Consider the following 23467-nt stretch of genomic DNA (forward strand, 5'->3'; position numbering starts at 1 on the left):
GCTCCAGTCACATCGGCATCAAGTCCTTCCACGTCTTCGGTGCATGTCCGGCAGCCACGTTGGTCAGCGTCTGCACCTGACCGTCGGGTGTCACGAACTGCCCGGTGTTCGGGTCATACGGGACCGCGGCGACAGACGGTCCGTCGGACTCGTTGCCGTTGAACGCACTTGGCGCTGCAGGCACGCCACCGCCATGTGGCACTTCAGCGGGAGGAGCCATCCCGGGCGCCGGTGGCGGAGCCATCGCAGGCGCCGGTGGCGCGGGCGCGATGGGCACACCGTTCAGCGAGTTCCCCGCGGGAGGCGGCGGTAGCGGCAGAGGTGCCGCAGGAGGCGGCGGCAGTGGCGCCGCCCCCGGGGCGGGCCCGATGGGGGCGTACAGCGGATTGGGTATGCCGGGAGGTGTCCCCGACGGCACGGCGCCCGGCGGCAGAGGCGTGCCCTGTAGCTGCGCGAAGATCCGCTCTCGGAAGTCGACGCGGTCATCGACGTCGAATCCCTGCGAGACGACGTTCGGGTCGAACGGCGCCGGCCCAAAGGTGTGCTCTTTCAGTGCCGTTGGCTTGAAGCCCTTGGGGTCGTCGCAAAGCTCCACGGTCGGCGCGCGTTTGCCCGGGTGTCCCATGCACGGATAGTTACGGGCGCCGCGCACCCCGATCGGGGAGTCCTGTGGCAGCTTGCAGTACAGGTCGTCCGGCGTGTCGATCACGGTGGTGTCGGCGGGTGAGCGCCACTGCGACGGCGGCAGGAAGCCCACCGTGCACGGGATCGGATCAGAGATGGTCAGCGCGAAATCGCTGATCGCCAAGCCCGTCGGGTTGTTCTTGCCAAGTCCGAAAGCCTGCTGGGCAGAAAGTGTGTTGGGGAACGTCACCAGGAGCTGTTCGAGCGACGGGTTGTAGGTGACCAGAATCTGACCGATGGTGGTGAGGTTCGCCAGCAACACCGGCAGTGTCGGCTTGATCTGGTTGAGCAGCCCCGAAACTTCTTGCGCGAAGCCCGGCCCCCGTTCCAACAGTGTGCGTATCTGGGGGTCGTTCTGAACGAGCTGACCGCTGATCCCCTCGAGGCTGCGCGCCCAGGTACGGATCGCGTCGGCCGTCTCGGCCTGCGAATCCAGCAGCGGGCCACTGTCATTGATCAAGCCGAGCGACTCGTCGGAGACACTGTTGAGTTGCTCAGACAACTTGTTGCCCGAGTCGATCAGCGAGCCGAAGTCGGGCCCCGCGCCGTTGAACGCCTTGAACGTCTCGTCGAGGAGATCGGAGATCCGGTCGCCGGGGATGCTCTTCACCAATGAGCTGACCTGGTCCAGCATCGGGCCGACCTGCTGCGGGATCGTGGTGTTGGACACCGAAATTCGCGAACCATCCTCTAGGTATGGTCCGGAGTCGGTGCGCGGTCGCAGATCGACGTACTGCTCGCCGATCGCTGACACGCTGAGCACGTTGGCTTCGAGATCGGCGGGGATCTTGGGCGACGTGTCGAGCGACATCACCGCCTCGGCGCCATTCTCGGTGAGTGATACCGACTTCACCTTGCCGATCTGCACACCGCGGTAGGTCACGTTGGAGAAGCGATATAGACCACCTGCGGCGGGCAACTCCAGCGTGACGGTGAGGCGGCCGATGTTGAGCATCGTGGGCACCTGCATGTAGGCGAACAGCATCACCGCCACACCGATGATCGAGGCGACGGTGAAGATGATCAGCTGGTTGCGGACGAAGCGGGTCAGCATCAGCCACCACCTCCCGCCGGCGGTGCCGGCAATTCAGCAGGGGCCGGCGGTGCCGGGGGCGGGGGTGGCGCCTCGGCGCCGTAGGGACCGGCGAAGATCTGCGATTCCTGTAGCACCGGCGCTGGACCGAACTGCGGTCTAGCGGGCGGCGGCGGAAGCATCGGCAACACCGGCCCGAACAACGGCTGCGGTGCGCCCGGCGAGGACGGTGTGATCACGGCAGTCTCAGTCGGCGGCGGCGCAACGCCGACCATGATCGGGTCGTATGCGTAGTTCATGAAGTAGGGATCGCCCGGCGCCGGAATGAGCTTGGCATCCTCGTCGCCCCAACGGGTTCCGAGAAGCATGGTGCGCTTCAACCGCGGATAGCTCAGGTCGAAGGTGGCGAGCAGGTTGATGTAATCACCCTTGGCGATCTTGTCGGCGAAGGCCGGACCATAGGGGAACGCCGTCGCGAAGACCAGCGCCTGGCCGAGCTGTGGTCCGATATTGGCCAGCGCGTTGAGCGCAGGCAGCAATCCCTTCAAGTTCTTCACCAGATCGTCCCCGCTGTCGTTGACCAGCTGGCTGGTGGTGTCGCTGAAGGTACCGAGCTTCTCCAACGCTGTCGTGAGGTTGGGCCGCTCTTTGATGAGTACGTCGATCGCCGGTGGGATCTCCTTGAGAGCCCGCTCGATCACGTCACGCTGGTTCGCGAAGGTGCCTGCGACCCGGTTCAGTTCCTTCATGGACTCAACGATGTCGTCGCGCTGTGCATCCAGCGTTCCGACGAATTCGTCTAGCCGCGTGAGGAGCTCACGAATCTGGGGCTCGCGTCCTGAAATCGCGGCGCTGAAGTTGTGGATGACATCGCCGATCTGTCCCAGACCGCCCGCGTTGACGACCGTCGACAGCGAGGACAGCGTCTGCTCGGTGGTGGGATAGGTCGACGACCGATTCAGCGGAAGCGTGGTGCCGGGTTGCAGGCGACCGCTCGGCTGTTCACCCAACGGCGGGTTCAGCGCCAGATGCATCGATCCCAGCAGGCTGGTCTGCTCCACGGACGCAATGGCGTTCGCCGGCACGACGACATCGGGCTTGACCGAAATCTCGACGTTCGCGTGCCAGGCGTCGACGGTCATCTTGCCGACGCTGCCGACGATGACGTCGTTGATCATGACCGGCGAATTCGACTCCAGCGTGGCGACGTTCGGGACCTGGACGGTGTACCTCAGCGCGTCGGATCCGCGACCGACCGCACCGGGCAGCGGCAACGAGTTCACTCCCTGGTAGGCGCAGCCCGTCATCGTCATTGCCAGGCAGCATCCCGAGACGACCAATGTCTTCAGTGGATTCCGGCGGATCATGATGGCGGCATCCCTTCCGCGGGCAGCAGCGGTCCTGGCGGCGGCGCGGCGGGCGCGGGGGCCGACGGAAGCAACATGTCCTGAACGGACGGCGCCGGAGGCGGTTTGATGTTCGGTGGTCCCGGGATCGGCGCGCCCGGGAACAGCGCAGGCGACGGCGTGACGGCCGCTTCGTTTGCGTTGTTTCCGTAGATACCCGGCGGCATGGCGGGCAGTCCAGCTCCCCCATAGCCAGGCGGCGGCGCAATATCGCCCGTACCGACATACGCCGAGACCGCAGGCGGCGGTTCGGGGGCATCTCCCGGCCCCGCGCCTCCGGGTGCGAGCTTCGGGTCGGTGTAGATGAGGTCTTGTGGCCTCGGCGTAGGCCGCAGATACGGATTGATCGGCAGCGGCAGGTTGTTGAGACTGAGCAGTTTCAGCGCGGGCCCGAGGTACTGCTCGCACAGTTTCGCCGTCTCGGGCGCGGTGGTGTTGGCGACGCCGCCGATCATGCCGCAGACGAACCACACCGGGTTGGCGAGGTTGGCAACCGAGAACGCTCCGGTCACGCCGCCGGACGGCGGGTAGTAGATGTTCTGGTAGTTGGCGATCGCGTTCGGTGCGACGTGGAGGACGTTCTCCAGCGGCATCTTGTTGTCCACCAGGTTCTGCGTGACGGCCGCAAGGCTTCTGATCTGCTCAGAGACCTGGTCACGGCTGCCTGCGACGAAGCGTTGCACCTCGCCGATCGTCGTCGACAGATCCGAAAGCGCCGCGTCCAGATCCGACCTGCTGCTGTTGACCACGCTGGTCAGGCTGGCGAATCGGTTCTGGAAAATGACGATCTGCTCTTTGCTGTCGCGCAGTGCGCTGACGAAGATCTGGAGGTTCTTGATGATGTCGACGATGTTGCCGCTGCCCTCGGCGAAGACCCTTGCGACACCGGATAACTCGGCCAGCGTCGAGCGCAGCTTTTCGCCGTTGCCGTCCATCGCGTTGGCCGCGCTGTTGATGAACCTGCCAACCGCGGTATCCGTGACCGCGCCCTGCGAGCCGGGCTTGGGTCCCAATTCGGTTGCCAGGCGCATCAATTGGGTCTTGACCTCATCCCACTCCACTGGGACAGCGGTTCGGTCGCTGGGAATCGACGCACCGTCGGCCATCGTCGGCCCGTCGCCCTGCCGGTATGCCGGTGTGAGCTGCACATAGCGCGCCGAGATCAGGTTCTGCGCGACGATCACGGCCTTGGCGTCGGCAGGTACCGGAACGTCGCGATCGACCTTGAGGACCAGTTTTGTCTGCGTGCCCTCTGGTTCGATGCTGTCGATGGTGCCGACCCCGACGCCGGACACCCGCACCTCGTCGCCTGGGTAGATGGCCGTCGCCGTCGGGAAATAGGCGGTGATCGTCTTTGGGCCGAAGAACATCTGACGCACCAGGAACACCGCCCCTGCCACCAGCACGACGGCCAGCAGCACCGCGACCCACGTCGCGAACCGCTTACGGGTTGCCATCATCGGGAAGATCTCCTGGTTGTGGAATCCCGTTGACGGGGAAGGGAAGTTGGGCACGCGGTCCCGCTGTGTCCGGCGGCTGGCCGATGTTGGTGCCGTTCCTGAAGCCGAATGCGTAGTCGAAGAACGGCTGCAACAGCTGCGCCGGCTGGATGTTGGGCACAAGCGCGTTGTAATACGCACCGTTGGCGACGATCTCACCCTGTGTCAGCTCGTATTTGCGCAGGCCGACCAACGCCTTGCCGATGTTGTCGCGGTTCTTTTCCAGCATCTGGTTGACGGCGTTCAACTTCTCCAGTGCCGGGGCGAGTTCCTTTTCGTTCTCGGCGACGAGTCCCGTCAGATTCCTCGACAGAGCCGACGTGTTGGCCAGCAGGCCGACGATCGCGAGGCGCCGATCGTCGAGCACGCTGATCAGGTCGTTCGCGTTCAGAATCAACCCGTTAACCTGCTGGCTGCGTTCGGACAGTATCCCGGTCACATCGCCCGCCGCCTTCAGCAACTCGGCAAGGCTTTCGTTGCGGCCGTTGAGTGCCTTCGACACCCGCGAAAGGCCATCGAACGTCGGCCCCAGCTGCGGGGCGACCTGGTCAAGTGTCTGGGCCAACGTATCCAACGACTGGCTGAGAGTGTCGGTTTCGGTGCCGGCCGAGTTGGCGGTCAGATCACTTACCGCCTCGGTCAGCGAGTACGGCGAGGACGTCCGAGACGTCGGGATGACCTGGTTCGGTGACAACGTGCCGCTGCCTTCGGACTCCAGTGCCAGCACACGCTCACCGAGCAGCGTGCCGGTGCGGATGTGGGCGGACGTGTCCGAGCCCAACGCGTACTTGCCGTTGATGGTGAAACCGATTAGCGCATCGCCGTTTTCGAGTGCGACCGACGACACAGCCCCAACCTTGATTCCGGAGACGGTCACGTCGTTGCCTACGGTGAGGCCGCCGGCCTCGGCGAATAGTGCTTGGTAGCGCAAGGAGGTGGCCCAGGACATCAGGCGCTCGGGCTGCAGCCCGACTGCGATGACGAGGATGATCAGCACCACGCCGATGAAGCCGGCGCGGACGAGGGCGGATCCGCGGTACTTGTTCATTCGTCCCGGCACCTCCCCGTCTCTTGTCTGATCCACGGGAATTGGACGGTGCGACCCTCGAGATCGCTGGCGCGGAAAGCAATTCCGCAGATGTAGTAGGGGAAGAACGCACCGTAGGATCCCACGCGCGCCAGCTTGCGGTAGATGTCGGGCAGGCGCTGGAGCGTGGCGTCGAACGTGTCCTTGTCGTTGTACAGGATGTCCGCGAGCCGATTGACCTGATCGATCGTGCCGTCCAGCGGTGGCCGCGCCCTACCGAGTAGGTCGGAAATCGAAGCGGTGCCGTTGTCGAGCGCCGTGATGGCCTCTCCGATGGGATCGCGGTCCTCCGAAAGGCCGCGCACCAGTTCCTCGAACTTGTCGATCGACTCGGTGAACTGATCGCCGTCCTCGGACAACGTCTTCAACGTCGTCCTGAGGTCGTCGATGAGTTGCTCGATCACCTGGTTGTTGTCCGCCAAGGAATTCGAGAACGACGAGGTCCTGGAGAAGAGCGATTCGATGGTGCCGCCCTGACCCTGCAGAATCTGCAACAGCGATGCCGACAGCGCGTTGACGTCCTGGGGGTTGAGCCCGCGGATGACGGGCTTCAGGCCGCCGAGCAACAGGTCGAGGTCCATGGCCGACGCCGTGCGGTCGATGGGAATCTGACCGCCTACGGGAAGAATCTTCGTCGATCCTGGTGCGTCGACGAGCTCGAGGTAACGATCGCCCACCAGGTTCAGGTATTTGATCTGAGCCTTGGTGCCGTCGGTCAGCTTGATGTCTTTCCCGGCGTCGAACTTCACCAGCACGTTGCGATCCGCATCCAAGGTGACGTCCTGCACGGTGCCCACCCGGATGCCGGCGACGCGTACCGTGTCGCCCGTTTTCAGCCGCGAGGCATCCTTGAAGAGCGCGGAGTAATCGTTGACCGACCCCGTCCTGACTTGGGCGAACGTCGCGAACAGGAAAGCCGTCAAGACCACCATGACGACGGCGAAGATGCCGAACTTGATGAATGTTCCTCGCATCCGCGTCACCCCGGCATTCCGGTCATCGCGCTGTTGCGCGGAGGTCCCCCGATGGGCCCGAACAGCCATTGCTTGAGCCCGTCGGAGTTGAGCAGCAGACCTTGATTGCCGTACTTGAACGGGTTGGAACCGGTGTCGGACACGATGAACGGTGGCCGGAACTCCGGGGGCACATCGGGTAGGCCCAACTCAGAACAGAAGGACCGGCCCCCGGTGGTGGCAGCGACCTTGGGCAGATCCTCGGGCCACCGGTAGCGCTCGACGCCGAGCGTGATGCTCGCGTTGAACAGGATGTGCGAGTACTGATTTATGCCCTTCGTGAACGGGACGAGGCCGCCGATGGAGCAGCCCAGCATCTCGTGGTACAGCCCGAGCAGGCTCGTCGTCGGCACAAGCACACCCAGAGTGTTGGTCAGCGCCTGGCGGTTGCCCCCGATTACGTCGTTGCCGATGTCGGCCAAACCGATTGAACTGATCAGGAATTCGTCGAGATGCTGTTGTTCATCGACGATCGAGTGGCTGAGCTTGATGGAATTGTCGAGGGTGGAGATGAGGTCGGGCGAGGCGTCGGCGTATGCGGAGAACGTGCCGACGGACGCGTCGATGTCGTGAGACAGGTTCGGCAGGGCGGGGTTGATCTTGGCCAGGAACGCGTTGAAATCCTCGAGCGAACGGCCGATCTTCTCGCCGCGGCCGTTGAAGGCCGTGGCCACCGCGCCCAGGGTCTCGGCGAGCTTCGCCGGGTCGATCTTGTTCAACACGGTGACGAGCCGTTGGAACACGGTGTTGACCTCGGTGGTGACGTGTTCACCCTCGATCACCTGTCCCTCGCGCAGTTTCTGCGAAGAGGGATCTGCCGGCGGGATGAGCTCGACGTACTTGGCGCCGAACACCGTCGATGACGTGATGTTCACTCCGACATTGCTGGGAATCAGGTTCAGCTCACTGGGGGTCATGTCCAGCTTCAGCACGGCGCCGCCGTCGGGTTTCGTCGCGATCGAGGCGACCCTGCCGACTTCGACTCCACGCATCTTCACCTTGGCGTCGGGATTCATCACCAGGCCGGCCCGATCCGAGATCACGGTCACAGGAACGGTTTTCGTGAAGTCGCCGCGGAAGAGTGCAATGGCAAGCGCGATGACAGCAACAATCGCGACAACGCTGGTCAAGCCGGCCAGTGCGCGCGTGGTGTTTGAGTTCATGGCTGTCGGTCGCTTATCCGGAGAGGTTGAAGTTGCCGTTGGAGCCGTAAACGGCCAGGGAGACCAGCAGCGTGACCGAGACGACGACGATGAGACTGGTGCGCACCGCGTTGCCCACCGCGACGCCGACGCCCGATGGCCCGCCGCTCGCGAAGTATCCGAAGTAGGTGTGGATCAACAGGATCGTGATCGCCATCAACACCGCTTGCAGGAACGACCACAACAAGTCGATCGGGTTGAGGAACGTGTCGAAGTAGTGGTCGTACAGGCCGCCGGACTGACCGAACAACACGACCGTCGTGAACTGGCTGGCAACGAAACTCAAGATGACCGCGATCGAGTACAGCGGAGTGATCGCGATCATTCCCGCAATGATGCGCGTACTCACCAGGTACTCCACCGGACGGATCGCCATCGACTCCAGCGCGTCGATCTCCTCGTTGATGCGCATCGCGCCCAACTGAGCGGTCACGCCTGCACCGAAGGTGGCCGCCAGCCCGATACCTGCCACCACCGGTGCGGCGATACGCACGTTGATGAACGCCGCCAAGAATCCGGTCAGCGCTTCGATGCCGATGTTGCCCAGTGACGAATACCCCTGCACGGCCAGCGTTCCGCCGGCGGCCAGCGTCAAGAATCCGACGATCGCGACGGTGCCGCCGATCATCGCCAACGTCCCCGCGCCCATGGAGATCTCGGCGACCAGCCGGATCACTTCCTTGCGGAAGTGGATGAACGCGTGCGGTATCCCGCCCAGCGCGCGCAAGTAGAAGATCATGTGGTCGCCGATACCGCTGAGCCACGCCACTGGGCGCCGCACCCCGGCCGTGAACCGCGGATAGTTTGACTTCAAGATCGTCGCTGTTCCCATAGAAGACTCCGCGTTATCCCGTCGTCATCCGGATACCGATGGCCGTCACGACCACGTTGATCACGAACAACGCCATGAACGCATAGACCACGGTCTCGTTGACCGCGTTGCCGACTGCCTTGGCGCCGCCGCCGGTGATGGACAAGCCGCGGTAGCAGGCGACGAGGCCGGCGATCAGACCGAACAGGGCGGCCTTCACGCACGAGATGACGACCTCGGGCACCCCGGTCAACAGCGTGATACCGGCGGCGAACGCGCCCGGGTTCACATCCTGAATGAACACCGAGAAGAAGTAGCCCCCCAAAATCCCGATGACCACCACAAAACTGTTGAGCAACAACGCGACCAGCCCTGAGGCCAACATCCGCGGAGTCACCAACCGCTGCACCGGGTTGATGCCCAGCACCTCCATCGCGTCGATCTCCTCGCGGATGGTCCGCGACCCCAGATCGGCACAGATCGCCGTCGAACCCGCACCCGCGACGATCAACACCGTCACGATCGGGCCGATCTGCGTCACCGCACCGAACGCCGCACCCGCACCGGAAAGGTCGGCCGCACCCAACTCGCGAAGAAGAATGTTCAGCGTGAAGCTGACCAGCACCGTGAACGGAATCGCCACCAGCAACGTCGGCGCCAACGCGACACGAGCGATGAACCAGCATTGCTCCAAGAACTCTCGCCACTGAAACGGCCGACGGAATATGAACCGAACCGCATCGGCCGACATCGAAAAGAGCCCGCCGACGGCCTGCATCGGACCCGCGAAGCTGCTCAACTGCGGCAACCCCGGCGACCACCGCTCCGCCCCGCTACCCCGCGCCATTGGCAGTTCCTTCCAGGATGGTCACAGCCGATACCGCCGTAGACCGAAAGCTATTGTGCACCAAGCTGATCTGTGCGCAGTATGGATCCCCCTGCCGATAGTCCTGACCTCCGCTTCGACGGGTATGCAGCCCCCCGGCCCCATCGGCGAATACGTCACCTTCATAGCCGATCACGCCGATGCCCGCGCAGGAACCGCGAATCTCGGAGGATAACCCCCAGCTGCGCGACAACTGGGTGCCGATCGAAGTGACGTAGGGCATTTGGGCTGTGTCCCTGGCCTCTCTCGTTGTTAGGTGACGGCGCCGGCCGTCTTCAGCTCGATGATTCGGTCCCAATCCAATCCAAGTTCCAGCAAGATTTCGTCAGTTTGCTCCGCAAAGCCCGGCGCGGGGCCGGTTTCGGGCGGACTGACATCGAACTGCACCGGGTTCGCGACCAGTTCGAGCTCGCCTGTGGACACCAGATAGTCGTTGGCGCGGACCTGCGCGTCCTCGGCGGCTTGCAGGGTGTCTTGCACCGGCGCCCATGGACCGAGCAGCGTCGCGAACCGTTCGCTCCACTCCGCGATCGGACGCTTGCTCATCGCTTCCTTGAGGATCTCCGCCGCGGCCGCCGTGTTCTCGGCGATCGACTCGACGGTGGCGAATCGCGGATCGTCGGCCAGTTCGTCGAGGTCCATGTGTTTGCAGACATCCGCCCAGAACTTGGTGGGCTGCATCATCACAAAGGAGATGTAGCGATCGTCGGCCGTCGCGTACAGGCCGACGAGCGGATTGATCGGCGATCCGTGCACGCCGGGCGGGAAGGCCTCCATCCGCTGACCGAGGTGCTTGGTCAACGCCACCGTGTGGCCGAGCGACCAAAGCCCACTACCCAGCAGCGAGACGTCCACCACCGACGGCTCGCCGGTGCGCTCCCGCTTCAAAAGTGCGGCGGCGATCCCGCCCGCGAGGTTGGTGCCGGAGATGGTGTCGCCGTAGGCCGGTCCGGGCGGGCCGACCATGCCCGGTGTGCCCGGCGGAGTGATCGTCGCCGCGGTGCCCGCGCGGCACCAGAACGCGGTCATGTCGTAGCCGCCCTTGACCGACTCTTCGCCGCGTGGCCCCAGCGCACTGCCCCTGGCGTAGATGATCTTCGGGTTGACGGCGCGGATGTCGTCGACGTCGATGCCGAACTTCTGCCGATGCCCCGGCAGGAAGCTGGTGAGGAAGACGTCGGCGCGCTTGGCCAGTTCCAGCAGGACCTCTTTGCCCTCCGGCACGGACATGTCGAGCCCGAGGCTGCGCTTGCCCCGGTTGGCGTGCTCGATGTTGGGGTTCGGGTCACCCTCGACCCGCAGCAGCCCGGTCTGGCGTAGTCCCCGCTGCGGATCGCCCGTCACGGCGTGCTCGACCTTGATGACGTCGGAGCCCCACTCGCGCAGCACGGCCCCCGCCGAGGGCACGAAGCCGTACATCGCGACCTCGAGGACGCGGATTCCGTCAAGTGGCCCGCTCATGCGACCACCGTCGCAAACGTCTTGGACTCCAGGAACTCTTCGAGTCCGGCGATGCCCATCTCGCGTCCGATGCCGGACTGCTTGTAGCCGCCGAATGGGCTGTCGGGACTGAAGTAGTTGCCCCCGTTGATGGAGAAGGTGCCCGTCCGGATGCGACGTGCCAATGCGAGCGCGCGGTCCTGACTGCCGAACACGGCACCGGAGAGTCCGTAGATGGAGTTGTTGGCGATCCGCACTGCGTCGTCGTCGTCCTCGTAGGTGATGACGACGAGGACCGGACCGAAGACCTCTTCCTGAGCGATCTCGCTGTCGGGCGAAACGTTGGTCAGCAGGGTCGGGGTATAGAAGTAGCCGGGATCGACCTTCTCGCCTCCGGTGACCAGCGTGGCCCCCGCCTCGACGGCGCGTTTGACCATGCCGTCGACCTTGTCGCGTTGCTTCGCACTGATCAGGGGACCCATGTAGGTGCCGGCGTCGGCCGGATTGCCGTAACGCACCAGGCCGAAGTTGTTCTTGATCAACTCGACGATCTCGTCGTGATTCTTCTTGTTCACCAACAGCCGCGACGTCAGCGCACAACCCTGTCCGGCGTGCGTGACCATGCTGAAGGCGGAAAACAGTGCCGCGGTGTTGAAGTCGGCGTCGTCCAGCACGATCGCGGCCGACTTACCGCCGAGTTCCAGGAACACCTTCTTGAGGGTGTCGCTGGCGGCCGACATGATCCGGCGTCCGGTTGGCGTGGACCCGGTGAAGGTCACCATGTCGACGTCGGGGCTCGTTGTCAGTGCGGCACCGACCTCGGGATCGGCGCCACTGAGCACATTCACGACACCGGCGGGGATGTCGGTGTGGTTGGCGATCAGCTCGCCGAGCGCCAGTGTGATCAGCGGGGTGTCGGGCGCAGACTTCAGAACCACCGTGCAGCCGGCGGCGAGTGCGGGCGCCAGCTTGGCCAGCGCCAGCTGGTTGGGATAGTTGTAGGCGATGATCGCGGCGACGACGCCGCCCGCCTCCTTCTCCACCCATCGGTGGTGCTGCATACCGCGGTTCTCGATGTTGCCGAGGTCTTCGGTCATCGGATAGGTCTTCAGAAGATCGGCGTAGTAGCGGACGATCGCGATCGGCTGGTCCAACTGGGCGCCCTGGCACAGCGTCTCGGTGGCGCCGACCTCGGCGATGGTGAGCGCGGCGAGCTCGTCACGGTGGTCGATCAGCGCCTGGTGGAACTGTTCGAGGCAACGGACGCGCAACTCGATGTTCGTCGACCAGTCGGTCTCATCGAAGGCGCGCCGTGCCGCAGCGACGGCCGATTCGGCGTGGGCCACGGTGGCATCCGGCGCGTGGCCGAGCACCTCCCCGGTGGCGGGATTGAGCGTGGGAAACGTCCGCGATGTCTCGAGTAGCTTGCCGTCGATCAGCAGTCGCCGGTCGACACCGAACGTGGCGGTCTCGACGGCTGGTTGATCACCCGAAATCGTTGTCGCTTCCTGCATCGTCCTCCTCGGTTCGTGCGCTATTTGACACAATGTGATGGAAACTTCATTCTCATCACCGGCGAATCATACATTCGTGACAAGAGAACTCAAGGAAATGAACGGAACTGCCGTTGCCTGCAATTACCGGTGCGACAATCGGTAACGAAACGTCTCACCAGTGGGAATCCCTCCTCCATCTTGTCTTGCGGGATTGCAGCACACGAGAGTACGGTTCTCATAATCGGAAGGACGATTCTTGATGCATGACCGGCAGGTGTGGGGTTGAAGAACGCTGTCGTGACCGGAGGTGGCTCCGGCATCGGGCAGGCGGTCGCGCACCGCTTGCGTGCCGACGGCATGACTGTCGCGATTCTGGACCTCAATCCCTCCGATGCTGAGCACTCCTATGTCGCCGACGTCACCGACAGAGCCCAAGTCGACGCCGCGCTGAACGCGATACGCGCCAAGCTCGGTCCGGTGACGGTTCTGGTGAACGCCGCGGGGCTGGAGAAGTTCAAGCGGTTCCTCGATGTCTCCTTCGAGGACTGGCAGCGGGTGGTCGATGTCAATCTCAACGGCGTCTTCCACTGCGTCCAAGCGATCCTTCCCGACATGATCGAGGCCGGCTGGGGACGCATCGTCAACATCTCGTCATCGAGCACGCATTCGGGCCAGCCATACATGTCCCCGTACGTGGCGGCGAAGTCGGCGGTCAACGGACTGACGAAATCGCTCGCCCTCGAGTACGGCCCGGCAGGCATCACCGTGAACGCGGTGCCGCCCGGCTTCATCGACACCCCGATGTTGCGCAAGTCCGAAGAACGCGGCTACCTCGCGGTACAGCAGAGCATCGACAACACACCGGTGCGCCGCATCGGCAGACCCGAAGACATCGCGGCCGCCTGCGCATTCCTGGCCTCCGAGGAGGCCGGCTACATCACCGGACAGATCTTGGGCGTCAACGGCGGCCGGAACACGTAAACAACCAGCAGAAGCGAAAGGACACGTCAGTGGGACGAGTACAGGGAAAGGTCGCATTCGTCACCGGCGCAGCGCGCGGGCAGGGCCGGAGTCACGCGGTCCGGCTGGCCGAGGAAGGCGCCGACATCATCGCCGTCGATCTCTGCCAGGACATCGCGACGATCGGTTACCCGATGGCGACACCCGAGGACCTCGAGGAGACCGCCACTCTCGTCGAGAAGACCGGCCGCAGCATCTTCACCGCGCAGGCCGATGTGCGCGAGGCCTCGCAACTGCGCGCCGCACTCGAGGAGGGCCTCTCGCAGTTCGGCCATCTCGACATCGTCGTGGCGCAAGCAGGCATCGCCGGTATGAAAGGCGAACCGCCGCTGCAGGCCTGGGTCGACGTCATCAACACCAACCTCGTCGGCACGCTCAACGCGATCAACGTCGCGCTTCCGCACCTGACGGAGGGCGGGGCGATCGTGGCAACGGGTTCTACCGCCGCGCTGATGGACACGCATAACAAGCCCAATCCCGGCGGGGACCCCGGCGGTATGGCCTACGTACACAGCAAGCGGGCGTTGTCGGCCTATGTCCACGACCTCGCCACCGAGCTGGCGCCGCGGGGAATCCGCGCGAACGTGGTCCACCCGACCAACTGCAACACCGACATGCTGCAGAGCGAGCCGATGTTCAAATCGTTCCGGCCCGACCTCGAGAAGCCGACACTGGCGGACGCCGAACCCGTCTTCTATGTCCAGCAGGCCATGAAGGTGCCGTGGATCGAACCGATCGACATCAGCAACGCGGTGCTGTGGCTGGCGTCTGACGAGGCGCGCTACGTCACCGGAATGCAGGTTCGGGTCGACGCAGGCGGCTACCTCAAGTGGTACGACTACCACAACTGACCCGGAAGGCAGGAGGACACCGTGAAGGTTTTCGTTGACTCGGAACGCTGCCAGGGCCACACGCTGTGCTCGATGATCGCGCCGGATTCCTTTGAGCTCAGCGATATCGACGGCACCGCTTCGCCGGTGAACGAAGTGGTGCCGGCCGATCAGGAGGACGCGGTGCGCGAGGCAGTGCAGTCGTGCCCGGAGCAGGCCATCTCGATCGAAGAGTAAGCCCACCCGCCGGCCGTGCCGGCGTCACAACCGAAAGTGCAGGGAGACAGGCCTTGAGTGTCGACGACATAAGCGCCGCCGACAACGAGCGGAAGAAAAATCGGTACCACTTCGATCGGCACACCCCGGAGTATCGGGTGCAGTTCGAGAAGATCACCGAGGAGATGCAGTCCAAGTGCCCGATGGCGTGGACCGATGTCTACAACGGCCATTGGGTCGCCGCCGACAGTAAGCACGTGTTCGAGTTGGCGCGCTGTCCAGTGGTTTCCAACGATCACGACATCAACGGGGAGCGCAGCGGCTACCAGGGGATCACGATCCCGAAGGCGCAGCGGGCCACGGTCGTGCGTGGCGGCATCCTCGAGATGGACGAACCCGAGCACAGCACGTACCGCGGCGCGCTGAACCCCTACCTCTCCCCCGCTGCGATCCGGCGCTGGCAGCCCTTCGTCGACGAGATCACCCGGGCGGCGCTCGACGAGAAGATCGAGTCGGGCCGAATCGATTTCGTCGACGACCTCGCCAACATCGTGCCAGCGGTGCTCACCCTGGCGATGATGGGCATTCCGCTCGCCAAATGGCCGGTCTACAGCGAGCCCGCGCACCTGTCGGTGTCCACTCCCGAACACTCGCCCGACGCCGCGCGCGTCGCCGAGATGAACAGGCAGATGGGCATCGACATGATCACGACGATGATGGAAGTTCGGGAGAATCCGCGGCCCGGCCTGATCAACGCGCTGCTGCAGCTGCGCATCGACGGTGAGCCCGCCCCTGATATGGAGATCCTCGGCAATCTCGGGTTGATCATCGGCGGCGGCTTCGACACCACGACCGCACTCACCGCGCACGCACTGGAGTGGCTGTCCGAGAATCCCGACCAGCGTGAGCTTCTCAGCCGTGAACGCGACACCCTGCTGAACCCGGCCACCGAGGAGTTCCTGCGCTTCTATACCCCTGCACCGGGGGACGGCCGCACCTTCTCCGACAATGTCGAGATCGAGGGCACGAAATTCAAAGAGGGCGAACGCCTCTGGATCTCGTGGGCGATGGCCAACCGCGACCCGTCGGTCTTCGAAAAGCCCAACGAGCTGATCATGGACCGGAAGGGTAACCGGCACTTCAGCTTCGGCATCGGTGTACACCGGTGTGTGGGTTCCAATGTCGCCAGGACGGTATTCAAGTCGATGTTGACCGCGGTGCTCGACCGGATGCCCGACTACGTCTGCGACCCCGAGGGCACCGAACACTACGAGACCATCGGCGTCATCCAGGGCATGAAACATCTGCCCGCGACATTCACGCCGAGCAAGCCACTGGGCCCCGGTCTGGACAAGACGTTGGAGAAACTCCAGCGGATCTGCGACGAACAGCAGCCGGCCAGACCCATCACCGAACACAAGGACGCAGTCGTCATCGACTGATCTCCGACCAAGACCTTCAGCGAGGTGGTTTGATGAGCACCGGCAAACGAATCGGGAGGACACGATGAAGCCCATCAAGGTCCTGGCTGCCTTCGCGGCCGCCCTGATGGCGGTCGCGACGCTGGTCGCGCCCCCCGCTCAGGCCTTCTGGCAGCTCGGCAATTACGACCTCCTGACCAACAGGTACGACCGGGCATCGTGGTACTGGTTCGTCGCCAGGTGCAACCCCGTACCCGCAACGGACTGCAGGTACATCAGCGCCGTACCTCGATTGAAGTTCTACGCCTACTACACGGGAAATGCGTATCTGGTCAACGGCCAGTGGACCCTGAAGACCGAAGTACCCGACGGTCTGCGCTGCCCCGGGTACAACCTTCCGACGCATGAGACCTACGTGTGGGACGACAACACCCTCGTGGGAACCATCGACTCGGCCTATGACGTCGGCTGTTTCAACGGCCCACCCGGAAAGCAGTTCTGGACGTTCAAACTGCAGCGGCTCTGACGGGCCGGTGAAAAGCCCGCTCGGCGAACGATTCTGGCTTGGCGAATCAACCCGCCGGCGGCAAAGGTGCGCCCGGCGCCCCTGGCGGGGGTGGCAGGAACTGAACTAGGCCCGGCGGAATGTTCGTGCCCGGTGGAGGGGCGGTACCAGGCATCGGCTGACCGAGTTGTTCCTGCGGCGCCTGCCCGAGCATTCCGCCCTTGAGCATCCCCGCCCGGTACATGTCGATGTACCGGCCGAGCCACTCCCGCCGGCTGACATTTGCGTTCTCCTGGCCGGGAGCAACATCGAACTGTTGGCCCTGACCCGGAGCCGCGGGCTCGATGTTCTGCTGAATCCCGTACCCGTTGTTGAACAAATCGAGATTCGGCGGAGCGCCGGGACCGGCGCCGGGAGCCGCCGGAGCGGCGCTCTGGCCCAGCAAGGTCGACACATCGAGTCCGGGGACCTGAGGGGCGCCGAGGTGTCCGGGCTGCGTCGCAGCGCCGGTCTGCCCCAGGACCGAAAGGCCGTTGGGGCCCAACGGGGCACCGACCATAGGCACCGCCGGCCCCGGCGGCGGTGGCGGGAGCCCGGGTGGAAGCGGGGCGGGTACGGGCGGGGGTGGATCCGCAGCAGCGGTCGGTGTCGACGCGACCGCTGCTGCGATGGTGATCAATCCCGCCGACACCAACATCGCAAGCGCGATGGTCTGGCGGGCTGGGGGCACGAAGGACATCAAACCGACTTGGTCACGCCGTAATACGCGACGATGTCGTCGGTGTCGTTCGTCGCGCTTGTCAGCGTCGCGTACGACCGCAGGAACGACTGGCCGACGCAACCGTCAACCTTGACGTGGATGTCCTTGAGAGTGACGCGCACCGGTGCGACCTTGTATTCCTTCTTGTCGACGGTGACGGTGGCGACCGTACCCGGCTTGGGGTGAATTTCGATCTTGCCCGACACCGGGAAGGTGACGCCGGTCGGGATGACGTTGGTCAGCGAGGAACCGGAAGTGCCGATACCCGCCTGGCCGATGAGCCTGACCTGGTTGAGTTCGATGCCGCAACCGATCTGGTATCCGACTTCCAGTATGCCGCCGGACAAGCTGGTGGAGCCGTCACCCGTGACCGTGCCACCGAAGGTGCCGCCGACGAGGTACTCGCGTGATGACGTCGCGGTGGTCAGCGGTGCCACCGGCAGCTGAGACTCGTTCCCGCCCTGCACCGTAAGCACCCAGCCGTCCGGAGTTGTGACTATCCCCGGTGGCGACGAGGCGACCACTCCGGTGTCCGGCGGCGGGCCTGCGGGGGGTGCGCCGGGAACTCCGGGGGGTGGCGGTGGGCCGGGGACTGCGGGCGGTTGAGCGGACGCGAACGGCGATAGTGCGAACGGGATCACCAGGCTGGCTGCCAGGACGGCGACGCGAGTCAGCATTTCTGTCTTTCTCTTGGATTCGATTGGCATTAGACGGCTTTGGTCACACCGAGGTAGCTGATCACGTCGTCGGTGTTGTCGGTCGAACTCGTCAGCGTCGCGTACGAGCGGATGAACGACTGCCCAGCGCATTGGTCGGTCTTGATGCGGACGCCGGTGATGGTGATGCGCGTCTCGGTGCCCTTGAACTTCTTCTTGTCAATCGCGACGGTGGTCACCGTGCCGGGCTTCAGGTACACCTTGCCCTCGAGAGCCACGCCGAACGCGCCCGTGGCATTGTTGTTGAACGGGATGGTGATGCCCGGCGTGAAGCTGGCAATGGGGTTGATTTCGACTTCGTCGGAGATGATTCCGCAGCCGATCTGCTCGCCGGCCTCCAGGCTGCCACCCGACAGCTTTGTGGACCCACCGCCGGTGATCTTGCCGGTGAACGTGCCGGCAATCAGGTATTCGCGCGAGGAGATCGCCGTGGTCAGCGGTGCCACGGGGAGTTGCGTCTCATTGCTACCGACGACCTCGAGGTGCCAACCGTCCGGGGTGTCGAGAGTTCCTGGAGGACCCGACGGAACCATTCCTCCCGGCGGCAAGGGATTGGTGGCATTCACCGGCGCGGCGGGGTCCGGCGGCGGGGGCGGATCAGCCAGTGCGAGAGGCGCGATCGCCAAGGGGCTGACGATGCACACGGCTGCAAGCATGGCAAAACGGTTCAACATGGTTGGGTTGACGCCTCTCAGCTCGGAACCGCACGGCTCCAACGGATCTGTCGCGGGGAGCCTCTAATGGTCATGTAGCCAAACGGTGAACGACGAGGAAACGGTCCCCGCCGCTTAGGCATCCAGTTGCCGTTGGCCGCAAACACCTAGGCATTCAGCTGAAACACATTCAATCGCAAGCTTTTTCGCAGTTTCAAGACATGCAATGGGTGTCCATTGGACGGCAACCGTTGCGGCCAGGTTCCCCTTTCGGACATGCGGACCGTCGACCGTAGTCCCGACCATCAACCCAGGGGGCAATGCCGCTCGCTGGACACCGCACGATGCTGTGCGCGACCAAGCGGATCAGCTGATGTCGTTCCCTCAGCAACCAGCACGAACCGACAACCCGGTGAGGAAAATGAAGACATCCCAGCATTGCAAGCGAGCGTTGGCGGCCGCGTTGATCGCGATGGGTGCCGGTATGGGCTTCGTCCCAGCGGCGTCCGCTGACGATTCTGCCGTCGACCCCCAATTGCCGGGTCCCGTGCAGGTCGCACCTGCACCGACGTCTGACAACGCCGACCCCGCGGCGGTCGCGGCATGTTCGCAGTTCGCCAAGGTACTCGAGGGCAGCTCCTCGTACTACGGAGACTTCCAGGACTCGTTCGAAGGGACGAACTACGCCGACCCCGCCGTGTCGAGCAGCAACGAGCTCGGTCGTACCGCCTTGAGGGAATCAGCCGCTCTTGCAATGAATGCCGCAACTACTCCTGGCCTTGGGCCCGACATCAGCCAGCCCATGCGCGTCTGGTCCCTCGGTGCGACCAAGCTTCTCGTCAGGATGGGACTGCACATGTCCGCCGATAGCATGAACAGTACCGTCACCGAGATGAACAACCAAGCCACCAGGGCGCAGGAAGCCTGCGCGTCTGCCGGCACCCACGCCTGACGTGAACCGGCATGTAATAGCTTGGACTGTCGCGACTCTCGCACTCACCGCCGGGTTGACCAGCTGCGCCGAAACGCCCAATGCGTCGCCACCGCGAATGGTCTCCGACAATGAGCTCGGTGGCTTACTGCTCGATGTCGCCGACATCGACGCAATCATGGGAACCAGCACCATGCGAACACATCCGCCAGTCACGCAGATGGGTGATCACCGTAACCTGTTGCCCAACTTGAACTGCCTGGGTGTCTGGCAAGTCGACGAAGCTCCGATCTACGACCCCAGCCACTGGAAGTCGGTCCGCCAGCAGATGCTTCGTACACCCGACACCGACCCATGGAACAGCCTCGTCGTGCAGTCCGTGGTCTCCTACCGCATTACCGACGGACCGCGCCTGTTCCTCGACGATTCGGCGGACCGCTGGGCCCAGTGCACCAACCACAATGTCAACATCCAGCTGAACAATCAGCGGTTGCCCGCATGGAAGAGCGGCAATCTCACCAGAACAGAGGACCGACTCGCCATGCCCTACTCCCGCGGCAGCGGCGCCGACACCCGGTCCTGTCAGCATGTCCTCCAGGCCGCTGCGAACGTGATCATCGATGTGGTCGCGTGCGGGCCGCAGGCCCAGTCGTTCACGAGGGCTGCCGACGTCGCCACCGCAATCGAAGCCAAGATGCCCAGATGACGCCGGCACTCCTCACACGTCGTAGCGCAGCCGAATTCCGTTGAAGCGGGCCCACATCTGCGCGATACGCTCCGCCTCGGTGACGGTTGCCGTGTCGGCCGGCAGCGCCTCGGCCAGATCGGCGCGCTTGACCACACGGGTGTGCAGCTCGGCAGGCTCGCCCTCGATCATGTGCCGATAAGTGAGGTTGCCCCGTTCGAAGCCCTGGGTGTCGATCCAGTTGTGATATCCCGGATCGTCGTGGGCCAGGACCAGTCGCACCTTGCCGTCGCCGTCCACCGCGGTGCGGCTCGGCGTGTAGCTCACCGGGCGGTAGAGGAAGTCCATGCTGTTGAAGAACACACCCATGTTCGTGAACATCCATAGGCCGTCGTGCGCATCGAACTCGACGATGAGTGCCTCGTCAGCAGGCAGCGCCCAGTGCATGTTCGTCGCGGCACGGCCGCGTTTCGCATCGGAGTCGGTTGCCGGCGCCGCTGGAAAGCAGTTGGGGTTGTCCGCATCCACTCCGCCATAGCGAAACGGGAACTCCGGCCAGTCGTCCATCAGGCCGGTGACGAATCCGCCGGCCCAATCCATCGCGGCGATCATCGACGACGGGGTGGGTAACGGTTTGGGGGCGTCCATGTCGACGCGCTCGATCCGCATTCGCGCCGGCCGCTCGTCCCAGGTGTCGAAGCCCTGGCGGATGAACAGCTTTCGCGAGCCCGCCGTCGTGGGTAGCCAATTCGCGTCCCGCCGATCCCCGCCGACGTAGATCTCGAAGGCGCCATCGGCCGCGGTGACGAGCTGCCCGCCGAACAGATTCGCCTCGGGCACATCTCCGAACGGTTCGTGGAGAACACCGGGGCCGTCGGATCGCGGTCCTTGCACGGTGATGTTGAAGAACCGCGCAGTCCCCCGCTCGCCGACGATGCGGTACGTCGATCCGCCGTCGATCCACGCCTGCTGATACAGGAAGTCGGCGCAGTCGCCGCCGAGCTTGCGCGTCGGATTGCAGAAGGTGTGGATCGCCGGGTAGCGGGTGTCCTTGGTTTCCAACGCCAGATCGAACGCCTGGCCGAGGTTCTGGGTGAGGAACCGGAAGCCGTCGGCGCGCTGCAGACCCGACGCGGCGTTGTGATCTTTGAACACTCGTTCGCCCGCCGCCTTGAGGCGGTCGCAGAACTGCGCCCAGGCAGCATTCAGTGCGGCATCATCCGTGCCGTCTCCAAGTCCCATCGGTTATCCCCTATGCGCCCAATCTGTTCAGCATCGCCGATACCGTTTCACAACCGCGGCGCGCGGCCTCGAATCGGCCTTCGGCATCGATGCGCGGGCCGAGCAGTTCCAGGTCGAAACCGTGGGTGTAGCCGCCTGCGAGCGCGTGCCGGACGAACGGCTCGATCGGGATCGCCCCGTCTCCGGGGACGGCGCGGGCGGGCAGTGCCCGGTCGCCGAGCGCGTAGTCGCTCAGCTGGATCTGGACGGTCCGCGGCAACGCGCGTTCGACGAGGCCGGCGAGATCGGCCTCGGCCCAGCAGTGGAACAGGTCGATACACACACCGACACCCGCCATCTCGGCGAGTGTGATTGCGTCGCGCAGTGTGTGGGCGAAATGGATGTCGGCGTACAGGGCGGAGGCGTTCTCGATCGCCAACGACACACCGGCATGCTGCGCGTCGCGCAGGCACGGGGCGATCTCCGCGCAGAAGCGTTCGGCGGCCTGTTCCCAGCTCAGTTCACCGCGGCCCCCGGTCAGCATGTAGACGACGCGGGCGCCGACCGCTGCGGCGTTCTCGATGACGTCGGACAGGCGATCGCCGGACTCGAACAGGTGGTAGACGGTGTCGACCGAATAGCCCTCTCCCTCAATGAGTTGCGCCAATCCGGGCTCGGCGAGTTGGGAATCGATCAGGCTGAGCCTCGTCAGTCCGAGCTCGCTCCATACGGACTGTTGCTCGGCGAGGGGCATGCCGAGGAAGGTCACGCTGTGGACCGAGACCCGGTCGTGCACGATGTCAGTTCCTTTTCTCGACCGCGACGCCGAATCTCTCACGGAACGGCTGGAATTCCTCGTGTAGTGCGTCGAGATCCTCGCCGATGTCGGTGAGAAGTGCTGTCGAATAGCGGAACTTGCCGTGGCGGTCACCGGCATTGTTCTTCAGGTACGCACGCATTGCCGTCTCGGCCTCTGGGCTCAACGTGCGCCCGCGAAAGTCGTAGTAGCGGCGAACAGTGCCCACCTGATCGGCGATGAAGTCGGTGTAGCGGACGTGCAGGATCCGTGGATCGTCGACCAACGGATTGGTCATCGTGTTGGCGACGCCCTGGCGGGTCAATTCCAGATGCATCTTCGCCGCGGCCTGCAGGTCGATGGGGCCCACGATGCCCTCGAGGATGTCGGCCATCATCATCGTGCGCGACGCGGCGACCTGTACCGGATCGCGGTGCAGCCAAATCAGGGTTGCATCGGGATACGCCTCGAAGAACTCCCGCAGGCGAAAGCCATGGAACCCCTTGAGTACCCACTGCTTTCGCGGCCGCCCGTACTGGAACTGCTGGAGCATCGCCTTGTGGATGCGGTACTGCGCGGCGCCGTCGGTCGGCAGACCCCCGACCACCGTCTGCATGGGAACCCGCCACCACGCGGTCGGCGTCATCACGCGGAAGTCGAAGGCCCAGGTGCGCTCGTCCTCGGGCAGTCCGTCGCCCAGCATGTCGTTGTAGGGGTGACTGTGCAGCCACTTCGGCATCTTGGCGTTGATCTCGCGCCAGTCGGCATCGGCGCGGACCCGGCGGGGGTCGTCGTCACTGGACGGGGCGGCGCCGGGAGGCGGGGAGGGATACATCACCTCCCAGAATCGAAGTGCCCGCGCATCAGGATCCACCGACATGAGGGCGTGCATCAGCGTGGTTCCCGAGCGCGGTTCACCGGTGACGAACATGGGTCGGTCGATCACTTCGTCGGCGATCGGGTATCGATTGCGGTCAGCGAAGAATTCCAGCCGCGAGGTGAGCAGCCAGTGACATACGCCCTCGGCCTCGCGTCTGCCGCTGGCGTCCATGCCGATGCCGTTGAGAAGGTCGACGGCCGTGGCGAATCGCTCGGGCAATGTGGTGTCGCCGTAGTCCGCCAAGCCGGTGTCGGCCTGCGCCCGGCCGAGCATGTC

Annotated in this window: 23 protein-coding genes; 7 read left to right on the forward strand and 16 right to left on the reverse strand. The window is 64.3% G+C overall.

The features are described 5' to 3' along the window. Nucleotides 1-7 precede the first annotated feature (7 nt). The 10 genes from AB4Z42_RS10860 to AB4Z42_RS10905 form a co-directional block, all read right to left on the reverse strand. A complete protein-coding gene (locus AB4Z42_RS10860; protein WP_442009166.1) occupies nucleotides 8-1738 on the reverse strand; it encodes an MCE family protein in 1731 nt (576 codons plus the stop codon). Further along, nucleotides 1738-3084, reverse strand: coding sequence for an MCE family protein (locus AB4Z42_RS10865; RefSeq protein ID WP_442009167.1), 1347 nt, complete (start codon nucleotides 3082-3084; stop codon nucleotides 1738-1740). The genes AB4Z42_RS10860 and AB4Z42_RS10865 overlap by 1 nt, the downstream gene beginning before the upstream one ends. After that, on the reverse strand, nucleotides 3081-4583 hold the full coding sequence (locus AB4Z42_RS10870; RefSeq protein ID WP_442009560.1) for an MCE family protein: 1503 nt from the start codon (nucleotides 4581-4583) through the stop codon (nucleotides 3081-3083). Before AB4Z42_RS10870 ends, AB4Z42_RS10865 begins: the two co-directional genes overlap by 4 nt. Then, a complete protein-coding gene (locus AB4Z42_RS10875) occupies nucleotides 4567-5670 on the reverse strand; it encodes an MCE family protein (RefSeq protein ID WP_442009561.1) in 1104 nt (367 codons plus the stop codon). Before AB4Z42_RS10875 ends, AB4Z42_RS10870 begins: the two co-directional genes overlap by 17 nt. After that, nucleotides 5667-6692, reverse strand: coding sequence for an MCE family protein (locus tag AB4Z42_RS10880; RefSeq protein ID WP_442009168.1), 1026 nt, complete (start codon nucleotides 6690-6692; stop codon nucleotides 5667-5669). Before AB4Z42_RS10880 ends, AB4Z42_RS10875 begins: the two co-directional genes overlap by 4 nt. Beyond that, nucleotides 6689-7885: an MCE family protein gene (locus AB4Z42_RS10885; protein ID WP_442009169.1), complete on the reverse strand. Its 1197-nt coding sequence runs from the start codon at nucleotides 7883-7885 to the stop codon at nucleotides 6689-6691. Before AB4Z42_RS10885 ends, AB4Z42_RS10880 begins: the two co-directional genes overlap by 4 nt. 13 nt (nucleotides 7886-7898) lie before the next feature. Next, nucleotides 7899-8756 carry an MlaE family ABC transporter permease gene (locus AB4Z42_RS10890; RefSeq protein ID WP_442009170.1) on the reverse strand — a complete coding sequence of 286 codons (858 nt, stop codon included), beginning with the start codon at nucleotides 8754-8756 and terminating at the stop codon, nucleotides 7899-7901. Between the two features lie 13 nt (nucleotides 8757-8769). Further along, the gene (locus AB4Z42_RS10895; protein ID WP_442009171.1) at nucleotides 8770-9582 is read right to left on the reverse strand and encodes an MlaE family ABC transporter permease; all 813 of its coding nucleotides are present in this window, start codon (nucleotides 9580-9582) and stop codon (nucleotides 8770-8772) included. Between the two features lie 291 nt (nucleotides 9583-9873). Beyond that, complete coding sequence (locus AB4Z42_RS10900; protein WP_442009172.1) at nucleotides 9874-11082, reverse strand: CaiB/BaiF CoA transferase family protein; 1209 nt, start codon at nucleotides 11080-11082, stop codon at nucleotides 9874-9876. After that, entirely contained in the window at nucleotides 11079-12575 is a 1497-nt protein-coding gene (locus AB4Z42_RS10905) for an aldehyde dehydrogenase family protein (protein WP_442009173.1), read from the reverse strand. Before AB4Z42_RS10905 ends, AB4Z42_RS10900 begins: the two co-directional genes overlap by 4 nt. 264 nt (nucleotides 12576-12839) lie before the next feature. Here AB4Z42_RS10905 and AB4Z42_RS10910 point away from each other — a divergent pair, with 264 nt between their 5' ends. The 5 genes from AB4Z42_RS10910 (at nucleotide 12840) to AB4Z42_RS10930 (ending at nucleotide 16570) form a co-directional block, all read left to right on the forward strand. Next, complete coding sequence (locus tag AB4Z42_RS10910; RefSeq protein WP_442009174.1) at nucleotides 12840-13538, forward strand: SDR family NAD(P)-dependent oxidoreductase; 699 nt, start codon at nucleotides 12840-12842, stop codon at nucleotides 13536-13538. A 29-nt stretch (nucleotides 13539-13567) separates the two neighbouring features. Next, nucleotides 13568-14428 carry a mycofactocin-coupled SDR family oxidoreductase gene (locus AB4Z42_RS10915; protein WP_442009175.1) on the forward strand — a complete coding sequence of 287 codons (861 nt, stop codon included), beginning with the start codon at nucleotides 13568-13570 and terminating at the stop codon, nucleotides 14426-14428. A 21-nt stretch (nucleotides 14429-14449) separates the two neighbouring features. After that, entirely contained in the window at nucleotides 14450-14644 is a 195-nt protein-coding gene (locus AB4Z42_RS10920) for a ferredoxin (protein ID WP_442009176.1), read from the forward strand. Nucleotides 14645-14697: 53 nt separating this feature from the next. After that, nucleotides 14698-16065, forward strand: coding sequence for a cytochrome P450 (locus AB4Z42_RS10925; protein ID WP_442009177.1), 1368 nt, complete (start codon nucleotides 14698-14700; stop codon nucleotides 16063-16065). Nucleotides 16066-16129: 64 nt separating this feature from the next. Further along, nucleotides 16130-16570: a hypothetical protein gene (locus AB4Z42_RS10930; protein ID WP_442009178.1), complete on the forward strand. Its 441-nt coding sequence runs from the start codon at nucleotides 16130-16132 to the stop codon at nucleotides 16568-16570. Between the two features lie 46 nt (nucleotides 16571-16616). On the opposite strand, the gene AB4Z42_RS10935 is transcribed toward AB4Z42_RS10930, so the two are convergent. Genes AB4Z42_RS10935 through AB4Z42_RS10945 form a run of 3 tightly spaced genes read right to left on the reverse strand, consistent with a single transcriptional unit; the run spans nucleotide 16617 to nucleotide 18699 of the window. After that, on the reverse strand, nucleotides 16617-17288 hold the full coding sequence (locus AB4Z42_RS10935) for a hypothetical protein (protein ID WP_442009179.1): 672 nt from the start codon (nucleotides 17286-17288) through the stop codon (nucleotides 16617-16619). Beyond that, nucleotides 17288-17986, reverse strand: coding sequence for an MspA family porin (locus AB4Z42_RS10940; protein WP_442009180.1), 699 nt, complete (start codon nucleotides 17984-17986; stop codon nucleotides 17288-17290). The genes AB4Z42_RS10935 and AB4Z42_RS10940 overlap by 1 nt, the downstream gene beginning before the upstream one ends. A 29-nt stretch (nucleotides 17987-18015) precedes the next feature. Beyond that, nucleotides 18016-18699 (reverse strand): MspA family porin, encoded by a 684-nt coding sequence (locus AB4Z42_RS10945; protein WP_442009181.1) that lies wholly within the window; start codon nucleotides 18697-18699, stop codon nucleotides 18016-18018. Between the two features lie 400 nt (nucleotides 18700-19099). Between AB4Z42_RS10945 and AB4Z42_RS10950 the strand changes: the two genes are divergently transcribed. Then, nucleotides 19100-19630, forward strand: a complete 531-nt coding sequence (locus tag AB4Z42_RS10950; RefSeq protein WP_442009182.1) for a hypothetical protein — start codon at nucleotides 19100-19102, stop codon at nucleotides 19628-19630. A gap of 97 nt (nucleotides 19631-19727) precedes the next feature. Then, nucleotides 19728-20315, forward strand: coding sequence for a sensor domain-containing protein (locus AB4Z42_RS10955; protein WP_442009183.1), 588 nt, complete (start codon nucleotides 19728-19730; stop codon nucleotides 20313-20315). A 12-nt stretch (nucleotides 20316-20327) separates the two neighbouring features. Here the strand turns inward: AB4Z42_RS10955 and AB4Z42_RS10960 are convergent, their stop codons facing one another. From AB4Z42_RS10960 to AB4Z42_RS10970, 3 genes are read right to left on the reverse strand one after another with little or no spacing between them, the layout of a single operon-like run. Continuing rightward, entirely contained in the window at nucleotides 20328-21536 is a 1209-nt protein-coding gene (locus tag AB4Z42_RS10960) for a DUF1214 domain-containing protein (RefSeq protein WP_442009184.1), read from the reverse strand. Nucleotides 21537-21546: 10 nt separating this feature from the next. After that, complete coding sequence (locus tag AB4Z42_RS10965) at nucleotides 21547-22311, reverse strand: sugar phosphate isomerase/epimerase family protein (protein ID WP_442009185.1); 765 nt, start codon at nucleotides 22309-22311, stop codon at nucleotides 21547-21549. A gap of 4 nt (nucleotides 22312-22315) precedes the next feature. Beyond that, nucleotides 22316-23464, reverse strand: coding sequence for a sulfotransferase family protein (locus AB4Z42_RS10970; protein WP_442009562.1), 1149 nt, complete (start codon nucleotides 23462-23464; stop codon nucleotides 22316-22318). Nucleotides 23465-23467 lie beyond the last annotated feature (3 nt).

The organism is Mycobacterium sp. 2YAF39 (assembly GCF_052114565.1).
GTDB lineage: Bacteria > Actinomycetota > Actinomycetes > Mycobacteriales > Mycobacteriaceae > Mycobacterium.